Source organism: Planococcus notacanthi, assembly GCF_030407825.1.
GTDB lineage: Bacteria > Bacillota > Bacilli > Bacillales_A > Planococcaceae > Planococcus > Planococcus notacanthi.
Map to the genome: position 1 here is coordinate 436251 of NZ_JASDCQ010000001.1, position 16157 is coordinate 452407.

Sequence of the window (16157 nt, forward strand, 5' to 3'; positions counted from 1 at the left end):
AATAACTTAAATGAATTTGCCGCTACTGCCGACTATCAGTACATTTTTTATCGTATTAAGCGCAATTTTGGTGGCGATCGGCTGGAATCTGGTTCGTCGCCGCAAAATTGAAGCTCACAAGAAAGTGATGGTGGGAGCAGGTGCTGCGGCATTGACTTTCTTCATCATCTATATGTCTCGAACGATTTTTGTCGGAAACACCGCATTTGGTGGCCCTGACGAGTTGAAAATCTTTTACACAGTCTTTTTGATTTTCCATATCACCTTGGCTACGACAGGCGGAGTTATGGGCTTGATCACAATCTATTGGGGTTGGAAAAACCAACTGTCGAAACACCGTAAAATCGGACCGATCACCAGTGTGATCTGGTTCTCCACTGCGATAACAGGGGTTATGGTCTATCTGCTGCTTTATGTTTTCTATGAAGGCGGCCACACAACTTCTGTATTTAAAGCGATATTAGGTGGATAAAAAAAGGAACCCCGAGGGGTTCCTTTTTTTATACTTTAAAATCAATTTTAATCATGCCTGCTTCGCGAGCTGAAGTAAAGAGAATGACAATCAGCGGTCCGACGAAGAATCCAAGGAAGCCGATAAGCTGCAGCCCGATAAACATGGCTATTAATGTCGCTAAAGGAGACAGGCCGATTTGAGTTCCCATCACTTTCGGTTCTACAGTCCGGCGGATGATCAGAAGTACTAAAGCCAGAATAGCCAATTGGGTTCCTTGGACGATGTCACCGGTGATGAATTCGTAAGCAAACCAAGGCGTCAGGACGATGATCGAACCTAAAATAGGAATGAAATCAATCAGCCAAATCAGCAGGGCCATCACAATCGCATATTCCGGTGCGATAAACGCCAGAGCTGCCAGTGAAACGATAAAGATAATGCAACTGACCAGGAATTGTGCTTTTAAGAAACCGAAAATCACTTTGTTCAAACGTGCAAACATAAAACGGACTTTTTCCGCTGTTGAATCTTTCAGTCGGTTGAAAAGCATGACTTTCAAATCCGGCAAGTCCAACATGAACAAAAAGAGCGCGATCAGGAAGACGATAAAGCTGACGAGAAAAGAAGGGATGCCTGTCAGCAGATTTGAAATGGTATCGTAATTGACAATGGTCAAAATCCAATTGCGGATTTCTTCCATGATGCCCGCAAGTTCAGTTTCAAATGAAGAGACCACTTCAACGGGCATATCTCTAGTTGAACGGAAAAAGAACCGTTGAAACTCATCCCACATAGCAGATAGGGAGTTGATGTATTCGGGTACCATTTTCGTAAATTGAATAATTTGGCCAACCAATTGCGTGATGGTCCAATAAAGCAAAGCGGAAACAATAACAAGAAATAGAATGAAAACAGAAATTACAGAGGTTTTTCTACGCCATTTAAACCTTTTTTGTATAAAATTAACAAGTGGTTCCAAAAAAATAGCCGTAATTAAGGCGATAATTAATGGTATGGAAATAGGCAGTATGTATATGGAAATTAAAATTAAGACCGCAATGACGATGGCGGTCGTTAATGTTCTCTTCGTCAACCACTTCACTAATCAAGTCCTCCTTATGAAATTAGGATATTCATGAATCGGTTTAAAAAACCGCAGTTCAATAGTGAACTGCGGAATTTTTATACATTGATTTCGAAAGATTGAACATCCTTTTTGATGGAGTCTAATAATCCGATACAAGTTTTAACCAAGTGTTCTGGGAACTCTTCGTCTTCACCATATTCAACACCATGCGGATAATAATGTTTACCGAGTACCGGCTTCAGGACGCGCATAGTGGCATCGTTTGAATCAACATCTCCGTCAGTAGCATAAGCGAATACGCGCAGATAATATGTGCCTTCGCGTACGATGAATTTGCGGTCATAAGTGACACGCTCGTAATCCCATTGTCCTTCTTTTGTCAGACCATGTTTGTTCATGATGCTTTCAAGTAATGCAATATCTACGTGAATGTTTTCAAGTCCTGTATTTTCAAAATACATAGGATCTCTCCTCCTCTATAACAAAAAAGACTAAATGCTCCTTTAATAATAGATCATAATTTGAGTTGTTGCAATGGCTAGATTGTGTCAGTGTAAAGGCGGCTGTTATAATAGTGTTGATACAATAGCAAAGGGGCTGTTCGGTTGAAAGACTTGCTGCGCATTATGATTTTTCTATCGATCGTTCTAATCGGCTTATTTTATTTCGATCCTGCTATAAACGAAAATGATGTTCTAGAAGCACCGCGGACGGTAGAGCCTTTGCCGAACGAAGATATTGTGGATGAATCACTGGATATCGACCGGCCGGCCACAGGCATCTCCACCTATATCGGGGAGTCCAGCGACAAATGGGTTGAGCGATACGGAGAACCCGAACGGATTGAGCCATCTGCCTTCGGATACGACTGGTGGATATATAACGCATCATACGCCCATTTTACGATGATCGGCGTGAAAGAAGGGGAAATCGTCCAAGTCTATACGGCTGGAGCGGCAGCAGATGCAGCTCCCTATAAAATTGGACAAAGCCTGGATGACCTGTACCGTTTCACTATTATAGAAAATGAAGTCACCATCAAGTATGAAACCAATACCTATACCTTCAATATTGCAGCGGAAGACTTGGACAAACGGCTGCTGGTCAAATTTGACGGGCTTTACGCACAATTGTATATCGACTCTATCGACCGCTCATTGGAGGCCGTCCGTTTTATGGACGCGGAAACTTTAATTCGCCACCAGCCTTATGACATGATGTATTCAGGTGAGTTATTGCCGATCCAAACACCCTCTTCAACGCTTCAGCAATCCATCAATGATGGGAATGCTAAACAGATTGTCGATTTAGTCAATGTTTACCGGTTGCATCATCAAACCAAGCCATTGGCCGTCAATCCTGTGGCCAACAAGGTCGCTGAAGCGAATAGCGAAGATATGGCTAAGCAGAATTTTTCTTCCGAGGAAATGGAAATCAAAGATCTGCATGCCCGCTTACAAGAAGCAGATATCGTGTTTAAGCAAGCGGCTGTCAACACGGCAACACGCTATTACGATGCAGCGGAGACAGTGCATGGCTGGACCAATTCGGACAGCCATCGTAAAACTTTGCTCAGCCAACAATACAACCAAACGGGAGTCGGTGTTTTCGGCAAGTACTATACCCAGACCTTCCTTGAAAAAGAGCCTGCTACTGTTGAGAAGCAATAGCAGGCTTTTCCTTTTTGGGGATGATGAAAAACGAACCGGTTGCTGTCGCAATATGTTTTCCATCCTCCTGAAAGATATTTCCTTCAAGTACCATCGTATGTCTGCCACTGCGAATCACACGTGCCTGTGCACTTATTTTCTTTTCATCAGCCACAGTGAGATAGTTGATCGTCAGCGTCGTGGTTACAGCTGCAAATCCGGGATCGCATTTGCTATTTGCCAGTGTGCCCATCGCAGTATCGAGCAGCACTGCCAGAATCCCACCATGGGGAATCCCTACGTTATTATGGATGTGGGGAGTATTTGGAATAGACACCATAGAAGCTTGGTCGTCTGTAATACGGGTCATGTCCAAACTTGCGCTTAAATAGGTAGCAAATTCACCTTGCTGTTTTTTTTCGAAATTTTTCAGGTAATCATTCAGGATTTCTAAATCTTCAGCGCTGCTATTTTCGAGAATGCGCTCCAATTGATGAGTTATCGGGTTCATGATGACAATCCTTTCAAGTCTGTAGTGAAATTCAAAAATATCTGCTATGATTAAAGCGTAAAGGAGGAAAATGCTATGATTATGACCTATGAATGGGCTGAAATAACTGACTTTGCAGATGAGTTAGGCCAAATGATCTTACAATCAGAGCAAGCTGACCTTTACCGGGCTGCTTATGCCTCTGTCTATAATGATAAAAATCTTGCGGATGAAATCCAGGCTTTCGCCAGATTAAAAGACCAATATGAAGAAGTACAGCGTTTTGGGAAATATCATCCGGAGTACTCACGGGTGATGAAACAGATCCGAGTCGATAAACGACGCTTGGACCTGAATGAAAAAGTGGCCAATCTGCGCTTGGCTGAAAATGAGCTTCAGGACCTGATGGACCAAGTGAGTTTTATCCTTGGAAGATCTGTTTCAGAGGCAGTAAAAATCCCTTCTTCCAATCCATTTTTCTCATCCGAATCTTCCTGTGGAGGAAGTTGCGGTACAGGCGGCGGCTGTTCTTGTTCGGCATGATCGCTTTTTAGAACCAAAGGCCATAAAAAAAGTGCAACGCTTGCGTTGCACTTTTTTTATGCGGTTTCTTATTCCATGTCGGAAATGATTTCCACAGCTAGATCGGGTCGTCCGGTGATAATGCCTTTGGCTCCTGCGCCTATTAAATCACGCATTGCATCCTGTTCATCAATGACCCAGTAATGCACGGGAATATTCAAACTCTCCAAGAACGCAATAAAGCGGGGAGAATCCAACCGGAACACAGAGGATTTGACAGGAATCTGGAAAACGTCTGCCCGCGGCTGATACAAATGGCCAAACTGGCTATTGTAGGCCGTATATGCTTTTCTGACTTCATTCTCGCCTGCGCCGATGGCTACACGGTTTTGTGCATATAAATTAAATCGGTCAATTTGTTCATCGAAGAAAGAAGTCACGACCACGCGGTCTTGAGCTCCGAGTGAATCGATCAGACGCCATAGTTTCGAAGGGACTAAACTGCCTTCATAGGTTGCAGGATCGTCCTTTATATCGATATTGATAAACATTTGAGGGAATTTTTCAATCAGTTCGCGCAACAGTACAACCCGTTCGTTTTTCCCGCGGTAAGAATGGTTGCCATCGGTATCGATAAAATGATAGCCGAGATCGAAAGCCTTCAACTGGTCAAGCGACATGTCTGCAACTCTGCCAGCCCCATCCGTAGTCCGGTCGATGAATTCATCATGGAAAACCAGGATTTCTTCATCATTGGTCATACGGATATCGATTTCGAAACCATGGACTCCAAGATCAGCTGAGCGATTGAATGCAGCCATCGTGTTTTCAGGCGCCAATTTGCTGCCGCCCCGATGTGCCAGGACGATTGGACGTTCGTAATTCAAAACTTCTTTTGCGGGCCGTTGCTGGGGGTTAGCCAATGCTTTAGAGCCTGCCCACGCAGCAGCTCCGACAGCCGCAGCTGCTAAGCCGATTTTTGTCTTTTTACCCATACTTGTTGTTACCTCCCTGAAATACCGTAATAAAAACAGTATAGCGAATTGAATGGTGCACTGTCATTTTATCCCTCTTTAACAACCGGAAAAATTTCAGCGTCTGCAAGTGAAAAAATCAGCTGTCTGCAAAAGTCTATTAACAAGCTTGGACAATCAGCTGCGGATCAACACTTCTGAAGCAATGGAAGTTTCTCGCTATTCGGTTGCGGCTTTTTTCTTTCCTATGGTATTCTAGAAGCTAAGAAAAGAGGGATACTTATGCATGATCGCCAAGGCCTCATTGTCTATGTGCATCATTTGAAACAAGCTAAATCGCTGCGGAAATTTGGGCATGTCCATTATATTTCCCGCAGATTGAAATACGTCGTCCTGTATATGGACCAGGATGTCATAGAAGCGACCAAAACGAAATTAAATAAATTGCCTTATGTAAAACAAGTGCTCGAATCATACCGTCCCTTCCTGAAAACGGAATATGAAAATGCCAAGCCTGATAAAGCAAAAGAATATGATTACAAGATTGGCTTGTAATTATTGCATCGGCGGAATGTAATGGTTTAATCTTAAAACGGAAATCAAGTGGTTGTGGAAAAATTTTCTGTCTGCATAAACGGAAGAGTGTTTAACTTCCATTTTGATCGGCGTATGTCCGAGTGCAGCAACCGCTTGTTCAAATACGTCCAACCGCTTGGAATTGACTGGAATTCCTTCGCGGCAAATATAGATCGGCATAAAGTTTCCTTCAGCAGCCGGTTTGAATGCAGCAGCAATTGATAGTACATCCTGTCCCTGCGGATTGGTGGAGAGAAAAACAAATCCATGCATGAAACGTTGTTGATTGCTTGTGATGAGTTCGCGGAGCTCATAGATATCTCCGTACCCTTCTCCGAGTTCGATAAAACGTTGTATCATCATTTCACGTCCTTTCCAGTCTTCATTTTACCATTATGCATGTAAAATGCATCAAGAAAATCATTTAAGTTAGAGGCGATAGTATGCGTGTTGTAGCAGGCTCGGTTAAAGGGATCCCATTAAAGGCGGTGCCTGGCAATTCCACCAGACCGACGACAGATAAAGTGAAAGAATCCATTTTCAATATGATCGGCCCATTTTTTGATGGAGGGGTTGCGTTGGACCTGTTTGCCGGAAGCGGCGGACTGGGCATTGAAGCGCTTAGCCGCGGCATTGACCATGTCATTTTTACAGACAAGGACCGCCGAGCGGTTGAAACGATCCAAAGCAATTTGGAGAAGACACGCCTTACGGACCAGGCAGAAGTATTTCGGGCCGATGCGGAACGGGCAGTCAAGGCCATAAAGAAGAACGGTGTACAGGCGAGGTTGTTGTTCCTGGATCCTCCATATCATTTGAAAAAATCCTATGATTTGATGGACAAAGCGGGAGAATTGGAAATCGTGACGAAAGATGCGATTATAGTTTGTGAGCACGACAAGGAAGTGGAGCTTCCGGATCGCACTAAATATTTTGAACGCTATAAAAAAGAACTTTACGGGAGCACCATCATTTCAATTTACCGTTACCAGGGGGAAGAGGGAGAACGCATTGACTAAAATTGCTGTAGTTCCAGGGAGTTTTGACCCGATAACAATGGGGCATCTGGATATCATTAAACGCGCATCCACTATTTTTGATGAAGTGAAAGTCGTGGTTATGAATAATTCTTCAAAAAATCCTTTATTTGACGTCAACGAGCGTATGGATCTGATTTCGCAAGTGACGCAATCGATTCCGAATGTCAAAGTGGATTCTTTTTCAGGATTGCTGATTGATTACTCAGTTGAAGTAAAAGCAAACGCTATCATTCGCGGCCTTCGAGCTGTCAGTGATTTTGAATACGAAATGCAAATCACATCCATGAACCGGTTCTTAAATGAAAATATCGAAACTTTGTTCATGGTATCCAACAACCAATATTCGTTCCTGAGTTCGAGTATTGTTAAAGAAGTGGCAAAATACAAAGGCAGCATTACCGGTCTTGTACCCGAAGCGGTTGAAAAGGCTCTTCATTCAAAATTTCAGTGAGTCACGAATTTCGTGGCTTTTTCTTATGCAACGCTTAAGGCAGCAACGATTTCAGCCAATGAAAGGAAGAACTGGATGAAAAATAAACGATTACTCATTTTCGTCGCGGTGGTGGCTCTGGTGGTCTTTCTGTCTTCATATCGTTTGGATGCCTATATCACAAGACCCGGAGGCGCATACGAGCTGTCACCGCTTGTAGAAGTCGCAGGAGGCGATGAAGACGATGAAGGAAGCCTCAGCCTAATGACAGTCTCCATGCTGACGGCGACTCCCGCTTTGTATGTCTGGGCAAAATTCCAGGATGGCTACAAAGTCATGCCGCCGGAGCAGGTCAGAAGCCCGCATGAAAGCGATGAAGAATACAATGTGCGTCAGTTGAAGCTCATGTCCGATTCACAGGTGAATGCATTGCAGATTGCATTTGAGCAGGCGGAGTTGCCGTACGAAGTCATCAACGATGGCGTCTTTGTCCTGAACGTATTAGATGGGGGGGCCGCAGATGGCATTTTAGCGCCTGGAGATCGTGTTCTTGAAGTGGATGGCAATAACTTCAGTGAAATGCAGGAATTCATCGATTATTTAAGCGACAAAAAAGCCGGGGAACAGGTGGAAGTGCTCTATGAGCGGGATGATCGCGAAATCAGTACAGACATCGGATTGGCGCCGTTGCCGACGGATCCAGAACGGGTCGGTCTCGGGATATCATTTGTCGAAGATAAAAGGATTGAAACAACGCCCGAAGTAAAAATCGATTCCGATACCATCGGCGGCCCTTCCGCCGGCTTGATGTTCACACTCGAGATCCTGAACCAGCTGGTGGATGAAGATATTACTAAAGGCTATGATATCGCCGGCACCGGTACCATGGAAAGCGATGGTTCTGTAGGCAGAATTGGCGGCATCGATCAAAAAATCATGGCTGCTGATTCTGCAGGCATTGACATTTTCTTTGCACCGAACGCAGCAGTGGAAGGCGGCGGTGACAGCAACTATACCATCGCTGTGGAAACGGCCGAAAAAATCGGGACAGCGATGGAAATCGTTCCCGTCGATACAGTGGAAGATGCCTTGGCATTTTTGGAAGAACTTCAGCCCCGGTAAATCGGCGGTGTTGTGAATTCTTTTTTTAACTCAGTGGAGCCCATACCTTGCAAGTACATCGCAGTAGCATGAATATCAAGTTTCCCCATTGGATCGTTCAGCTCAGCTGCACGGCTCACTACAGGAAGCTTGATATTCTTTTTTTGCAGATTTAGATAGCTTCTCCCGGCTTCTGACATGCCGAGGAGCCGGATATAAGCCGGAGCTTCAAATGAGCGCAGGAGCTGCCATGTAAAGCCTGTGTAGATATGCGTCAGCATCCGTTGGATCCGTGTCCGTGTAAACCGTTTTGATTTAATAAGTGAAATGAACGCTTCAAAGCTGTCTGCTGTTTTGGCGGACTGGTAGATTAAATTTTCGATGCCTTCAGTCACTTCGGCATACAGTTTCAACCTTTCAGGCCCTTCCCGCAAAACTGTAAAGCGCAACAAAGGATAGAACTGTTCCCAGCTGCCGAAGGAACCGTATTCTTTTTCCGCTTTCTTTAATGACGCAATCGAAGTTTTTGGCATATAAGCCGATAATTCCTCGACGGAGTCTCCTTTAAAGAATGCATCGCGAATTCCGGTGGCACTGGCAATCGGCAGTCCTGCTTGGATCGGGTCATGATAATTGGCGCCTATACGCTGGATGGTCAGGGGGGTTATGGAAGAGCCGAGTTTTTGAGCGGCTTCCAGATAATGAAAACCTAAAATATTATTCGGCTGCGTCAAATCGGCAAAGTCCGTGCCATTGCCAACCAAAGACAAGTAGGCGTTATTCAGTGCTTTGGGGTAGCTGATGCCGGTCTGGACAGCTTCATGGATAAGCTGCTGGTATGCCATCGCATGTTCAGTCAGCAATTGGTGTGAATTCAAGAATGGCTCAATAGCCCCCTGTTCACTGCCGAAGCAAAAAGAAGAGCAGCCGATGGCATCGAGCAGCGCGATGCCGCCTTTTGCGAAATCTGCGGCCTGAGCCGTTGCATACACATAGGGAAGTTCTATTACCAGATCGATGCCGGCATCCAATGCCATCTCTGTGCGTGCCCATTTATCGGCGAATGCCGGTTCCCCGCGCTGCAGGAACTGTCCGCTCATCGCTGCGATGACGATGTCGGCGCCTGACTCTTTACGGGCTTGCTGGGCGTGATGGAGGTGTCCGTTATGAAAAGGGTTGTATTCAACAATAATTCCTACAGCTTCCAATCTGCTCACCTCTTTGGTAGAATTAACAATAGTATACCGATGTTTGAAATAGTGTGACAAGATTTTTTCTTGACATCTTTTTCTGTGCATTATATAATCAACTTTGTTGTCTTGAGGTGATTACTTATGAAAATAGCGATTCAACAGCTTCAAAAGCATCGCAAAGACGGACTGCCAATTGACCAAATGGTTCATTTGGATGCAGTGAAATCACGGAATAGCGATATTCGGGAAATTTCGCCTGTACATGTTACAGGACATTGCACAATTGGTTCGCAACAATTAACGTGCCAAATCCATCTCGAAGGTATGCTTACGCTGCCTTGTGCCAGAACTTGGGAGGATGTTGAGTTTCCGATAAACGTTGATTCGGTTGAAGTCTTCGATTGGTCTGAAAATGCCAAAGAGGATAAGCTAAGCGATGTTCACCCTGTAGAAACTGAGATCATTGATCTTCAGCCGATACTGGAAGAATTAGTTTTGCTGGAAATACCGATTCAGGTGTTTAAGGAAGACGCTGATCAGGCCGTCATCAAAGGCGGGAATGATTGGTCGTATTCAACAGACGAAGAGTACGAAGCTGAGAAAGAAGCGGCACCACCAAAACCGGATCCAAGACTTGCTGATTTAGCAAAGTATTTTGATCAGTCAGATGAATAGAATTAGTGTAAGGAGGTGTCACCAATGGCTGTACCAGCTAGAAGAACGTCCAAAACCGCTAAAAGAAAACGCCGTACACATTTTAAATTGTCAGTGCCGGGCATGGTAATTTGCCCAAGCTGTGGCGAAAGTAAATTGGCTCACCACGTCTGCAAAGCATGTGGATCATACAAAGGGAAAGAAGTAGTAGCAAGCAAATAAAACAGTATTTGCTGCTGAAAGGCTATTGAGAGGCCATGGCTCTCGATAGCCTTTTTCTCTATACATAAGCAAGTGGCGGATTTAACCGCCAACAGAAAAATTGGCAGAAGAGAGGGATTCTATTGTCTTATACAATCAACCTTACAGAGGGAATTATGACATTTACGATTGACCGGCCCCATATCCGCAACGCCATCAACGATGAAGTCACAATGGGACTGGAGGAATTGGTGGAAAAGGCACAGCATCCTTCTGTCCGGGCCGTTATCATCACAGCTGCCGGCAAGCAGGCCTTTTGTTCAGGCGGCGACCTGTCGGTATTCCATGCCCTTCGAACGGAAGAACAGGCATACGGCATGCTGAAGCGCATGAGCGAAGTGCTCTATTCAATCAAAACACTGCCTGTACCGGTTGTGGCAGTTGTTAATGGTGCAGCAGTCGGCGGCGGCTGCGAAATCGCCACAGCGTGCGATTACAGGCTTGTATGGGACCATGCCAAGTGCGGCTTTATCCAAGGCACGCTAGCTATCACCAGCGGCTGGGGAGGCGGAACATATCTACTGGAAACCTTGCAGCATGACAAAGCGTTGCAAATGCTCAGTGAAGCTAAGGTATACACAGCGTCTGAATTAAAAGAGTCCGGTTGGGCATCAGTGATTATTCGCAGTGACCAAGATATCATTGACTTTTTCAAATCGATGAAGAAAGTCCATCCCGACGTTCACCGCGCCTATAAGGAAATGGCCATCCGCAAATGGCAGAAGACCGATTTGAAAGAACGTGTGGAACAGGAAGTTAGAAGATGCGCTATTTTATGGGAGAAAGACGCCCATCATGATGCGGTCGATGGCTTCCTCAATAAAACGAAAAAATGAAATCCCTTTTCGGAGGGGTTTCTTTTTTATGGAATTCTTCAGAAAGTCCGGGTGTGGCGCGCTTGAAGAGTAGACTGGGTCATAGCTCCACACAACATGGGCTTGGCGATTTGAGAGAATAATTTTATGTTTCATTCTACTTAAAAAGAAATATTTTAATGAATAGTTGAAATCGCTTACAAAATTCGTATATGCTATAGAAGGGAGAAAACATAGGGGGTATTTCTAATATGAAAAAAATCCTGATCGCGAACCGGGGAGAAATCGCACGCCGAATCATTCGGACCTGCGAACGACTCGGTATCGAGACGGTTGCTATTCATTCTGAGGCAGATGGGGATCTGCCTTACGTCAGTGAAGCGACCCAAGCTGTACTGATCGGTCCAAATCCGGTCGTACAGTCTTACCTGCAAATCGATAAAATTATTGAAGAAGCTAAAAAACACGGTGTGGACGCCATCCATCCGGGATATGGGCTGCTGTCGGAAAATGCCGGTTTTGCCCGTCGCGTGGCAGAAGCCGGGATGGTCTTTATCGGACCTTCAAGCGATATCATCGAAAAGATGGGGGATAAAATTAAATCCCGCAGAACGATGATCAAGGCTTCTGTACCTGTCGTCCCTGGTACAGAAGAAGGTGTGACGACACTTGAAGAAGCTTTGCAGGAAGCTGAAGCTATCGGTTATCCATTGATGCTGAAAGCCAGTGCAGGCGGCGGTGGAATCGGTATGGTGCGCTGTGAAAGTGAGCAAGCGCTCACTCAACAGTTTGTCTCTGTTAAAAACCGCGCGAAGGCCTATTTTGGAGACGATGTGGTTTATTTGGAGAAATTTATTGCTGACGCCCGCCATATTGAAGTTCAGATTTTCGGCGACCACCATGGCAATCTTGTTCATTTATACGAACGGAATTGTTCAGTCCAGCGCCGCAACCAGAAAGTGATTGAAGAATCGCCTTCGCCGAATTTGCCGCAAGATGTCCGCGAACGGCTTTGCGAAGCTGCGCTGCAGGCTGGAAAAGCGGTTAACTACACCAATGCGGGAACCGTCGAATTTATCGTCGACCCGGATAATAACTTTTATTTCCTGGAGATGAATACGCGTCTGCAAGTCGAGCATCCTGTCACCGAAGAAGTGACAGGGCTGGATCTTGTTGAATGGCAGCTGACTGTAGCTGATGGGGGAGAATTGCCTTCTCAGGACAGCATACAGACAAAAGGCCACGCCATTGAGTACCGCGTGTATGCTGAAGACCCAAAAACATTTTTCCCATCTCCAGGTAAGCTCGAAAAGCTTCAATGGGGAGAAGGCGCACGTATTGAAACGGGTTACGAAGAAGGCAACCAAGTGACGCCTTTCTACGATCCGATGATTTCAAAAATTATCATCCGCGGAACCGACCGGATTGATGCTTTGTCAAAATCACAGACTTTTTTCAATCATGTTACAATTACTGGTGTAAAAACCAATATTCCTTTATTTAAGGAATTTATTAGGTCAGAGGAATTTATTTCAGGTGATTACGCAACTGCGGTATTGCCGCAATGGATGGAAAAAATAAAGGAGGAACACACATTATGAAAGAATTGAAAGCATCTATGGCAGGAACGGTATTAAACGTATTGGCGGCTGAAGGGGAAGCGGTAACTGCCGGACAAGCTGTTTTGACAATCGAGTCCATGAAAATGGAAATTCCAGTAGAAGCTGAATTTGGCGGAAAAGTCGAGAAAGTTCATGTCGAAGTTGGCGGCTTTGTCAACGAAGGCGATCTGCTGTTGACGGTCGGCGAATAAAGAGAAACTTCAATCAGTGGGGGTTCTTCATCCCCCATTGGTAAAAAGCGGAACATCGGCTAAACGCGCCGCGTCCTGCGGCAACGCCTATGTAACCGGCATCCTGTCGGCCCGATCCAATCGGACTTTTACGGTCAGTGGATCTCCCGCTTGCAGAAGCGGGAGTCTTACTGCCCGTTAAAGCGGGATAATCGATTTTATTGCAAAGGGGACAGTGAGATGACGAAAACGACTGAAACAACAGGGTATAACGAACGCTTGGAACAAAAACTGTCGAAAATTTTTGCTGGGGGGCAGCAAAAATACCACGACAAACTGAAAGAAAGCAATAAATTATTTGTCCGTGATCGTTTGAAGTTATTGTTTGATGACGAGAACTATGCGGAAGATGGACGTTTTGCCAATGTCGAAGCAGAAGATCTTCCGGCGGATGGCGTTATTACAGCCATTGGGAAAGTCAACGGGGAAACCGTTTGTGTAATGGCCAACGATTCAACGGTCAAAGCCGGGTCATGGGGTTCGCGTACAGTAGAAAAAATCATCCGCATCCAGGAAACAGCTGAAAAAATGCAAGTACCGATGCTCTATTTGGTGGATTCTGCGGGAGCCCGGATCACAGATCAGCTGGATATGTTCCCAAATCGCCGGGGAGCAGGCAAAATTTTTCATAATCAGGTGAGAATGTCCGGAATGGTTCCGCAAGTGTGCTTATTGTTCGGTCCATCTGCTGCAGGAGGTGCCTATATTCCGGCTTTCTGTGATATCGTCATCATGGTTGAGGGCAATGCCTCGATGTATTTGGGGTCGCCTCGTATGGCGGAAAAAGTCATCGGAGAAAAAGTGACGCTAGAAGAGATGGGTGGAGCCCGCATGCACTGCACCGTCAGTGGTGTCGGCGATGTATTGGTGGCCACGGAAGAAGAAGCAATTTCTGAAGCGCGCCGCTATTTGACGAATTTCCCGTCTAATTTTGCCCTCAAGCCTGAAAAGATTGAGGCAAAAGCAGCCAAAGCAGGGCGTTCGCTGGAAGCAATTATCCCGGAAAACCAAAATGCGCCGTTTGACATGTATGAACTGATTGATCAATTAGTCGATGAAGGCAGCTTTTTTGATATCAAAAAGCTGTTCGCTGGGGAATTGATTACAGGAATTGCACGTATCGACGGCCAGGTGGTCGGCATTCTTGCCAACCAGCCAAAGGTTAAAGGGGGAGTCCTATTCGGTGATTCAGCCGACAAAGGAGCAAAATTCATCAACCTTTGCGATGCATTTTCAATTCCGTTGTTGTTCCTGGCAGACGTTCCAGGCTTTATGATCGGCACAAAAGTCGAACGTGCCGGCATCATCCGCCATGGTGCCAAGTTCATCGCCGCAATGAGTTCAGCGACAGTGCCGAAAATCTCTGTCATTGTCCGCAAAGCCTATGGAGCCGGTCTCTATGCGATGGCAGGCCCAGCCTTCGAACCGGATGTCTGCATCGCGTTGCCGACAGCGCAAATTGCAGTGATGGGTCCTGAAGCGGCGGTAAATGCCGTTTACTCGAATAAAATTGAAGCCATCGAAGATCCGAAAGAACGCCTTCAGTACGTACAGCAAAAACATCAGGAATACAAAGAGGAAATCGATATTTATCGTCTGGCATCTGAATTGATCATTGATGAAATTGTCGCGCCGCATCAATTGCGTTCGGTACTTTCTCAACGCCTGTCTTTTTATGAAACAAAAGATTTGCCATTGCCATATCGAAAACATCCGATTTATCCTGTATAATAAAGTTTATTATTGGAAGTCTGCCTAATATGGGCAGGCTTCTTTTTTAAGAAACTGTGGCACTGTAAGGAGTGATTCTATGAAATATGCAATTGTCGGAGCTGTGGCCAACGGAATGCTGCCAGCCTATCTATTGAAAAAAGCGGGCCATGATGTACAAGTGGTCACGGAGCATGAAGAACAAGCTGCGTCGATCAACGAGCAGGGAATCATACATGGTAAGGACCGGCAGTATATAAAAGCCTACACGGATATTGAGCAGATCGATCCGGACGCTTTTATTCTTCTGACGGTGAAGTACGAAGATCTTCAGCCGATTTTAAGGCTTCTGAAAATCCGCTGTCCAAGCAACCGGATTGTTTTCCTTCAGCAAGGGATGCTGTTTTTGGAAAAAGCCAGAACTTTGTCGCATCGCCATATTGCAGCAGCTGTTTTGGAAACAGATTGCGTCAAGTTGAGCAATACGGAAATTAGTTTCAGCAAAACTGCACACGTCACCTATGGTTTGGTAAAAGGCCATATGGAAGAGTTTCAGCCGCTTCTTGAATCTTCTGCCTGGCAGACAAATTGGGTGGAGACGATTGAAGAGCAGCTTTTTGAAAGCTTGCTGTTCAGCAGCTTGATCGATCCATTGACAGCGTTGATGAAAATCCGCAACGGTGAATTGATCACCAATCCACATGCATATGAATTGTTCAGAAACCTGTACAACGAACTTTATTTGGCATTTCCTGAAATTGAATCGCTGCAGCCGATTGAGAAAGTGGCTGCATTCTGTGCAGCAGAGCCAGAACGAGCATCGGCAATGTTGACAGATCGCTTGGCAGGCGATCCGATGGAAGTTGAAGGATTGATGCTGTATGTATTGAATCGTTCCAAATTGGAATTGCCTTTATTCAAGGCTTTCTATCACCTATTAAAAACTGTTGAGGTAGAAAAATGACGCTATTACATACAATTGGAACGATTTTTCTTTATATTCCCTTTCTTCTTTTCATCTTTGTTTATTTTTTGTTTTTAAGAAAGAAAAAACGGAAAGCGCTTGGTGTGGCATCTGATATCACCACTTTCTTGCTATTTTTTTCCGTACCTGCGTCGGTAGACTTCCTATGGGGCTATTCTGTATCTGCGATTGTTTATTTCGTGGCACTTGTATTGGCGATCGTCTTGCTGGTCATCGAATGGAGAACCGCCAAAGAAATTGAAATCATCCCGTTTTTCCGGAAATTATGGAGAACCTGCTTTCTGCTATTGGCTTTCGCTTATGCGTTTGTATGGCTGGCCGGACTGGTAATGATCATCATTGAATCAGTTTAGCAGGCGTATTT

At 45.1% G+C, this 16157-nt stretch carries 21 protein-coding genes; 15 read left to right on the forward strand and 6 right to left on the reverse strand.

The genetic code is table 11. From position 1 onward, the window contains the following. The first annotated feature begins 10 nt into the window (after positions 1-10). Positions 11-472, forward strand: a complete 462-nt coding sequence (locus tag QMA01_RS01975) for a DUF420 domain-containing protein (RefSeq protein ID WP_203339380.1) — start codon at positions 11-13, stop codon at positions 470-472. A 28-nt stretch (positions 473-500) separates the two neighbouring features. Here the strand turns inward: QMA01_RS01975 and ytvI are convergent, their stop codons facing one another. Both ytvI and QMA01_RS01985 read right to left on the reverse strand, forming a co-directional pair. Beyond that, on the reverse strand, positions 501-1556 hold the full coding sequence (gene ytvI / locus QMA01_RS01980) for a sporulation integral membrane protein YtvI (protein WP_290214198.1): 1056 nt from the start codon (positions 1554-1556) through the stop codon (positions 501-503). Between the two features lie 80 nt (positions 1557-1636). Further along, entirely contained in the window at positions 1637-2002 is a 366-nt protein-coding gene (locus tag QMA01_RS01985) for a YugN family protein (RefSeq protein ID WP_191713971.1), read from the reverse strand. A 144-nt stretch (positions 2003-2146) separates the two neighbouring features. Here QMA01_RS01985 and QMA01_RS01990 point away from each other — a divergent pair, with 144 nt between their 5' ends. Beyond that, a complete protein-coding gene (locus tag QMA01_RS01990) occupies positions 2147-3211 on the forward strand; it encodes a CAP domain-containing protein (RefSeq protein WP_290214199.1) in 1065 nt (354 codons plus the stop codon). On the opposite strand, the gene QMA01_RS01995 is transcribed toward QMA01_RS01990, so the two are convergent. Continuing rightward, positions 3192-3701, reverse strand: a complete 510-nt coding sequence (locus QMA01_RS01995; protein ID WP_290214200.1) for a PaaI family thioesterase — start codon at positions 3699-3701, stop codon at positions 3192-3194. The two genes, QMA01_RS01990 and QMA01_RS01995, sit on opposite strands and share 20 nt — an antisense overlap. A 75-nt stretch (positions 3702-3776) precedes the next feature. Between QMA01_RS01995 and QMA01_RS02000 the strand changes: the two genes are divergently transcribed. Then, on the forward strand, positions 3777-4223 hold the full coding sequence (locus tag QMA01_RS02000) for a YlbF/YmcA family competence regulator (RefSeq protein ID WP_191713974.1): 447 nt from the start codon (positions 3777-3779) through the stop codon (positions 4221-4223). A 68-nt stretch (positions 4224-4291) separates the two neighbouring features. Here QMA01_RS02000 and QMA01_RS02005 read toward each other — a convergent pair whose 3' ends face one another. Further along, positions 4292-5197 (reverse strand): glycerophosphodiester phosphodiesterase family protein, encoded by a 906-nt coding sequence (locus QMA01_RS02005; RefSeq protein ID WP_290214201.1) that lies wholly within the window; start codon positions 5195-5197, stop codon positions 4292-4294. Positions 5198-5458: 261 nt separating this feature from the next. Between QMA01_RS02005 and QMA01_RS02010 the strand changes: the two genes are divergently transcribed. Beyond that, on the forward strand, positions 5459-5731 hold the full coding sequence (locus QMA01_RS02010) for a YlbG family protein (RefSeq protein WP_191713976.1): 273 nt from the start codon (positions 5459-5461) through the stop codon (positions 5729-5731). Here QMA01_RS02010 and QMA01_RS02015 read toward each other — a convergent pair whose 3' ends face one another. Continuing rightward, positions 5732-6112, reverse strand: a complete 381-nt coding sequence (locus QMA01_RS02015; RefSeq protein ID WP_203339701.1) for a DUF7147 family protein — start codon at positions 6110-6112, stop codon at positions 5732-5734. A gap of 83 nt (positions 6113-6195) precedes the next feature. On the opposite strand from QMA01_RS02015, the gene rsmD reads away from it, so the two are divergent. The 3 genes from rsmD (at position 6196) to QMA01_RS02030 (ending at position 8344) form a co-directional block, all read left to right on the forward strand. Further along, complete coding sequence (gene rsmD, locus QMA01_RS02020) at positions 6196-6771, forward strand: 16S rRNA (guanine(966)-N(2))-methyltransferase RsmD (protein ID WP_191713977.1); 576 nt, start codon at positions 6196-6198, stop codon at positions 6769-6771. Then, positions 6764-7243 (forward strand): pantetheine-phosphate adenylyltransferase, encoded by a 480-nt coding sequence (gene coaD, locus QMA01_RS02025; RefSeq protein ID WP_191713978.1) that lies wholly within the window; start codon positions 6764-6766, stop codon positions 7241-7243. The genes rsmD and coaD overlap by 8 nt, the downstream gene beginning before the upstream one ends. Before the next feature lie 75 nt (positions 7244-7318). After that, positions 7319-8344, forward strand: a complete 1026-nt coding sequence (locus tag QMA01_RS02030; protein ID WP_290214202.1) for a SepM family pheromone-processing serine protease — start codon at positions 7319-7321, stop codon at positions 8342-8344. On the opposite strand, the gene QMA01_RS02035 is transcribed toward QMA01_RS02030, so the two are convergent. Next, a complete protein-coding gene (locus tag QMA01_RS02035) occupies positions 8332-9531 on the reverse strand; it encodes a nucleotidyltransferase (protein WP_191713980.1) in 1200 nt (399 codons plus the stop codon). The genes QMA01_RS02030 and QMA01_RS02035 overlap by 13 nt on opposite strands. Positions 9532-9657: 126 nt before the next feature. Here QMA01_RS02035 and QMA01_RS02040 point away from each other — a divergent pair, with 126 nt between their 5' ends. From QMA01_RS02040 to QMA01_RS02075, 8 genes are all read left to right on the forward strand, one after another. After that, a complete protein-coding gene (locus QMA01_RS02040) occupies positions 9658-10191 on the forward strand; it encodes a YceD family protein (RefSeq protein WP_191713981.1) in 534 nt (177 codons plus the stop codon). Positions 10192-10215: 24 nt separating this feature from the next. After that, positions 10216-10392: a 50S ribosomal protein L32 gene (gene rpmF, locus QMA01_RS02045; protein WP_006828847.1), complete on the forward strand. Its 177-nt coding sequence runs from the start codon at positions 10216-10218 to the stop codon at positions 10390-10392. 122 nt (positions 10393-10514) lie between these two features. Then, a complete protein-coding gene (locus tag QMA01_RS02050) occupies positions 10515-11267 on the forward strand; it encodes an enoyl-CoA hydratase/isomerase family protein (RefSeq protein ID WP_422766029.1) in 753 nt (250 codons plus the stop codon). Between the two features lie 230 nt (positions 11268-11497). Continuing rightward, complete coding sequence (locus QMA01_RS02055) at positions 11498-12847, forward strand: acetyl-CoA carboxylase biotin carboxylase subunit (protein ID WP_290214204.1); 1350 nt, start codon at positions 11498-11500, stop codon at positions 12845-12847. Beyond that, the gene (locus QMA01_RS02060; protein WP_191713984.1) at positions 12844-13059 is read left to right on the forward strand and encodes a biotin/lipoyl-containing protein; all 216 of its coding nucleotides are present in this window, start codon (positions 12844-12846) and stop codon (positions 13057-13059) included. Before QMA01_RS02055 ends, QMA01_RS02060 begins: the two co-directional genes overlap by 4 nt. A gap of 219 nt (positions 13060-13278) precedes the next feature. Beyond that, positions 13279-14829 (forward strand): acyl-CoA carboxylase subunit beta, encoded by a 1551-nt coding sequence (locus tag QMA01_RS02065; protein ID WP_290214205.1) that lies wholly within the window; start codon positions 13279-13281, stop codon positions 14827-14829. A gap of 79 nt (positions 14830-14908) precedes the next feature. Further along, positions 14909-15772 (forward strand): ketopantoate reductase family protein, encoded by an 864-nt coding sequence (locus tag QMA01_RS02070; RefSeq protein ID WP_290214206.1) that lies wholly within the window; start codon positions 14909-14911, stop codon positions 15770-15772. Then, on the forward strand, positions 15769-16146 hold the full coding sequence (locus QMA01_RS02075; protein ID WP_191713987.1) for a DUF3397 family protein: 378 nt from the start codon (positions 15769-15771) through the stop codon (positions 16144-16146). The genes QMA01_RS02070 and QMA01_RS02075 overlap by 4 nt, the downstream gene beginning before the upstream one ends. Positions 16147-16157 lie beyond the last annotated feature (11 nt).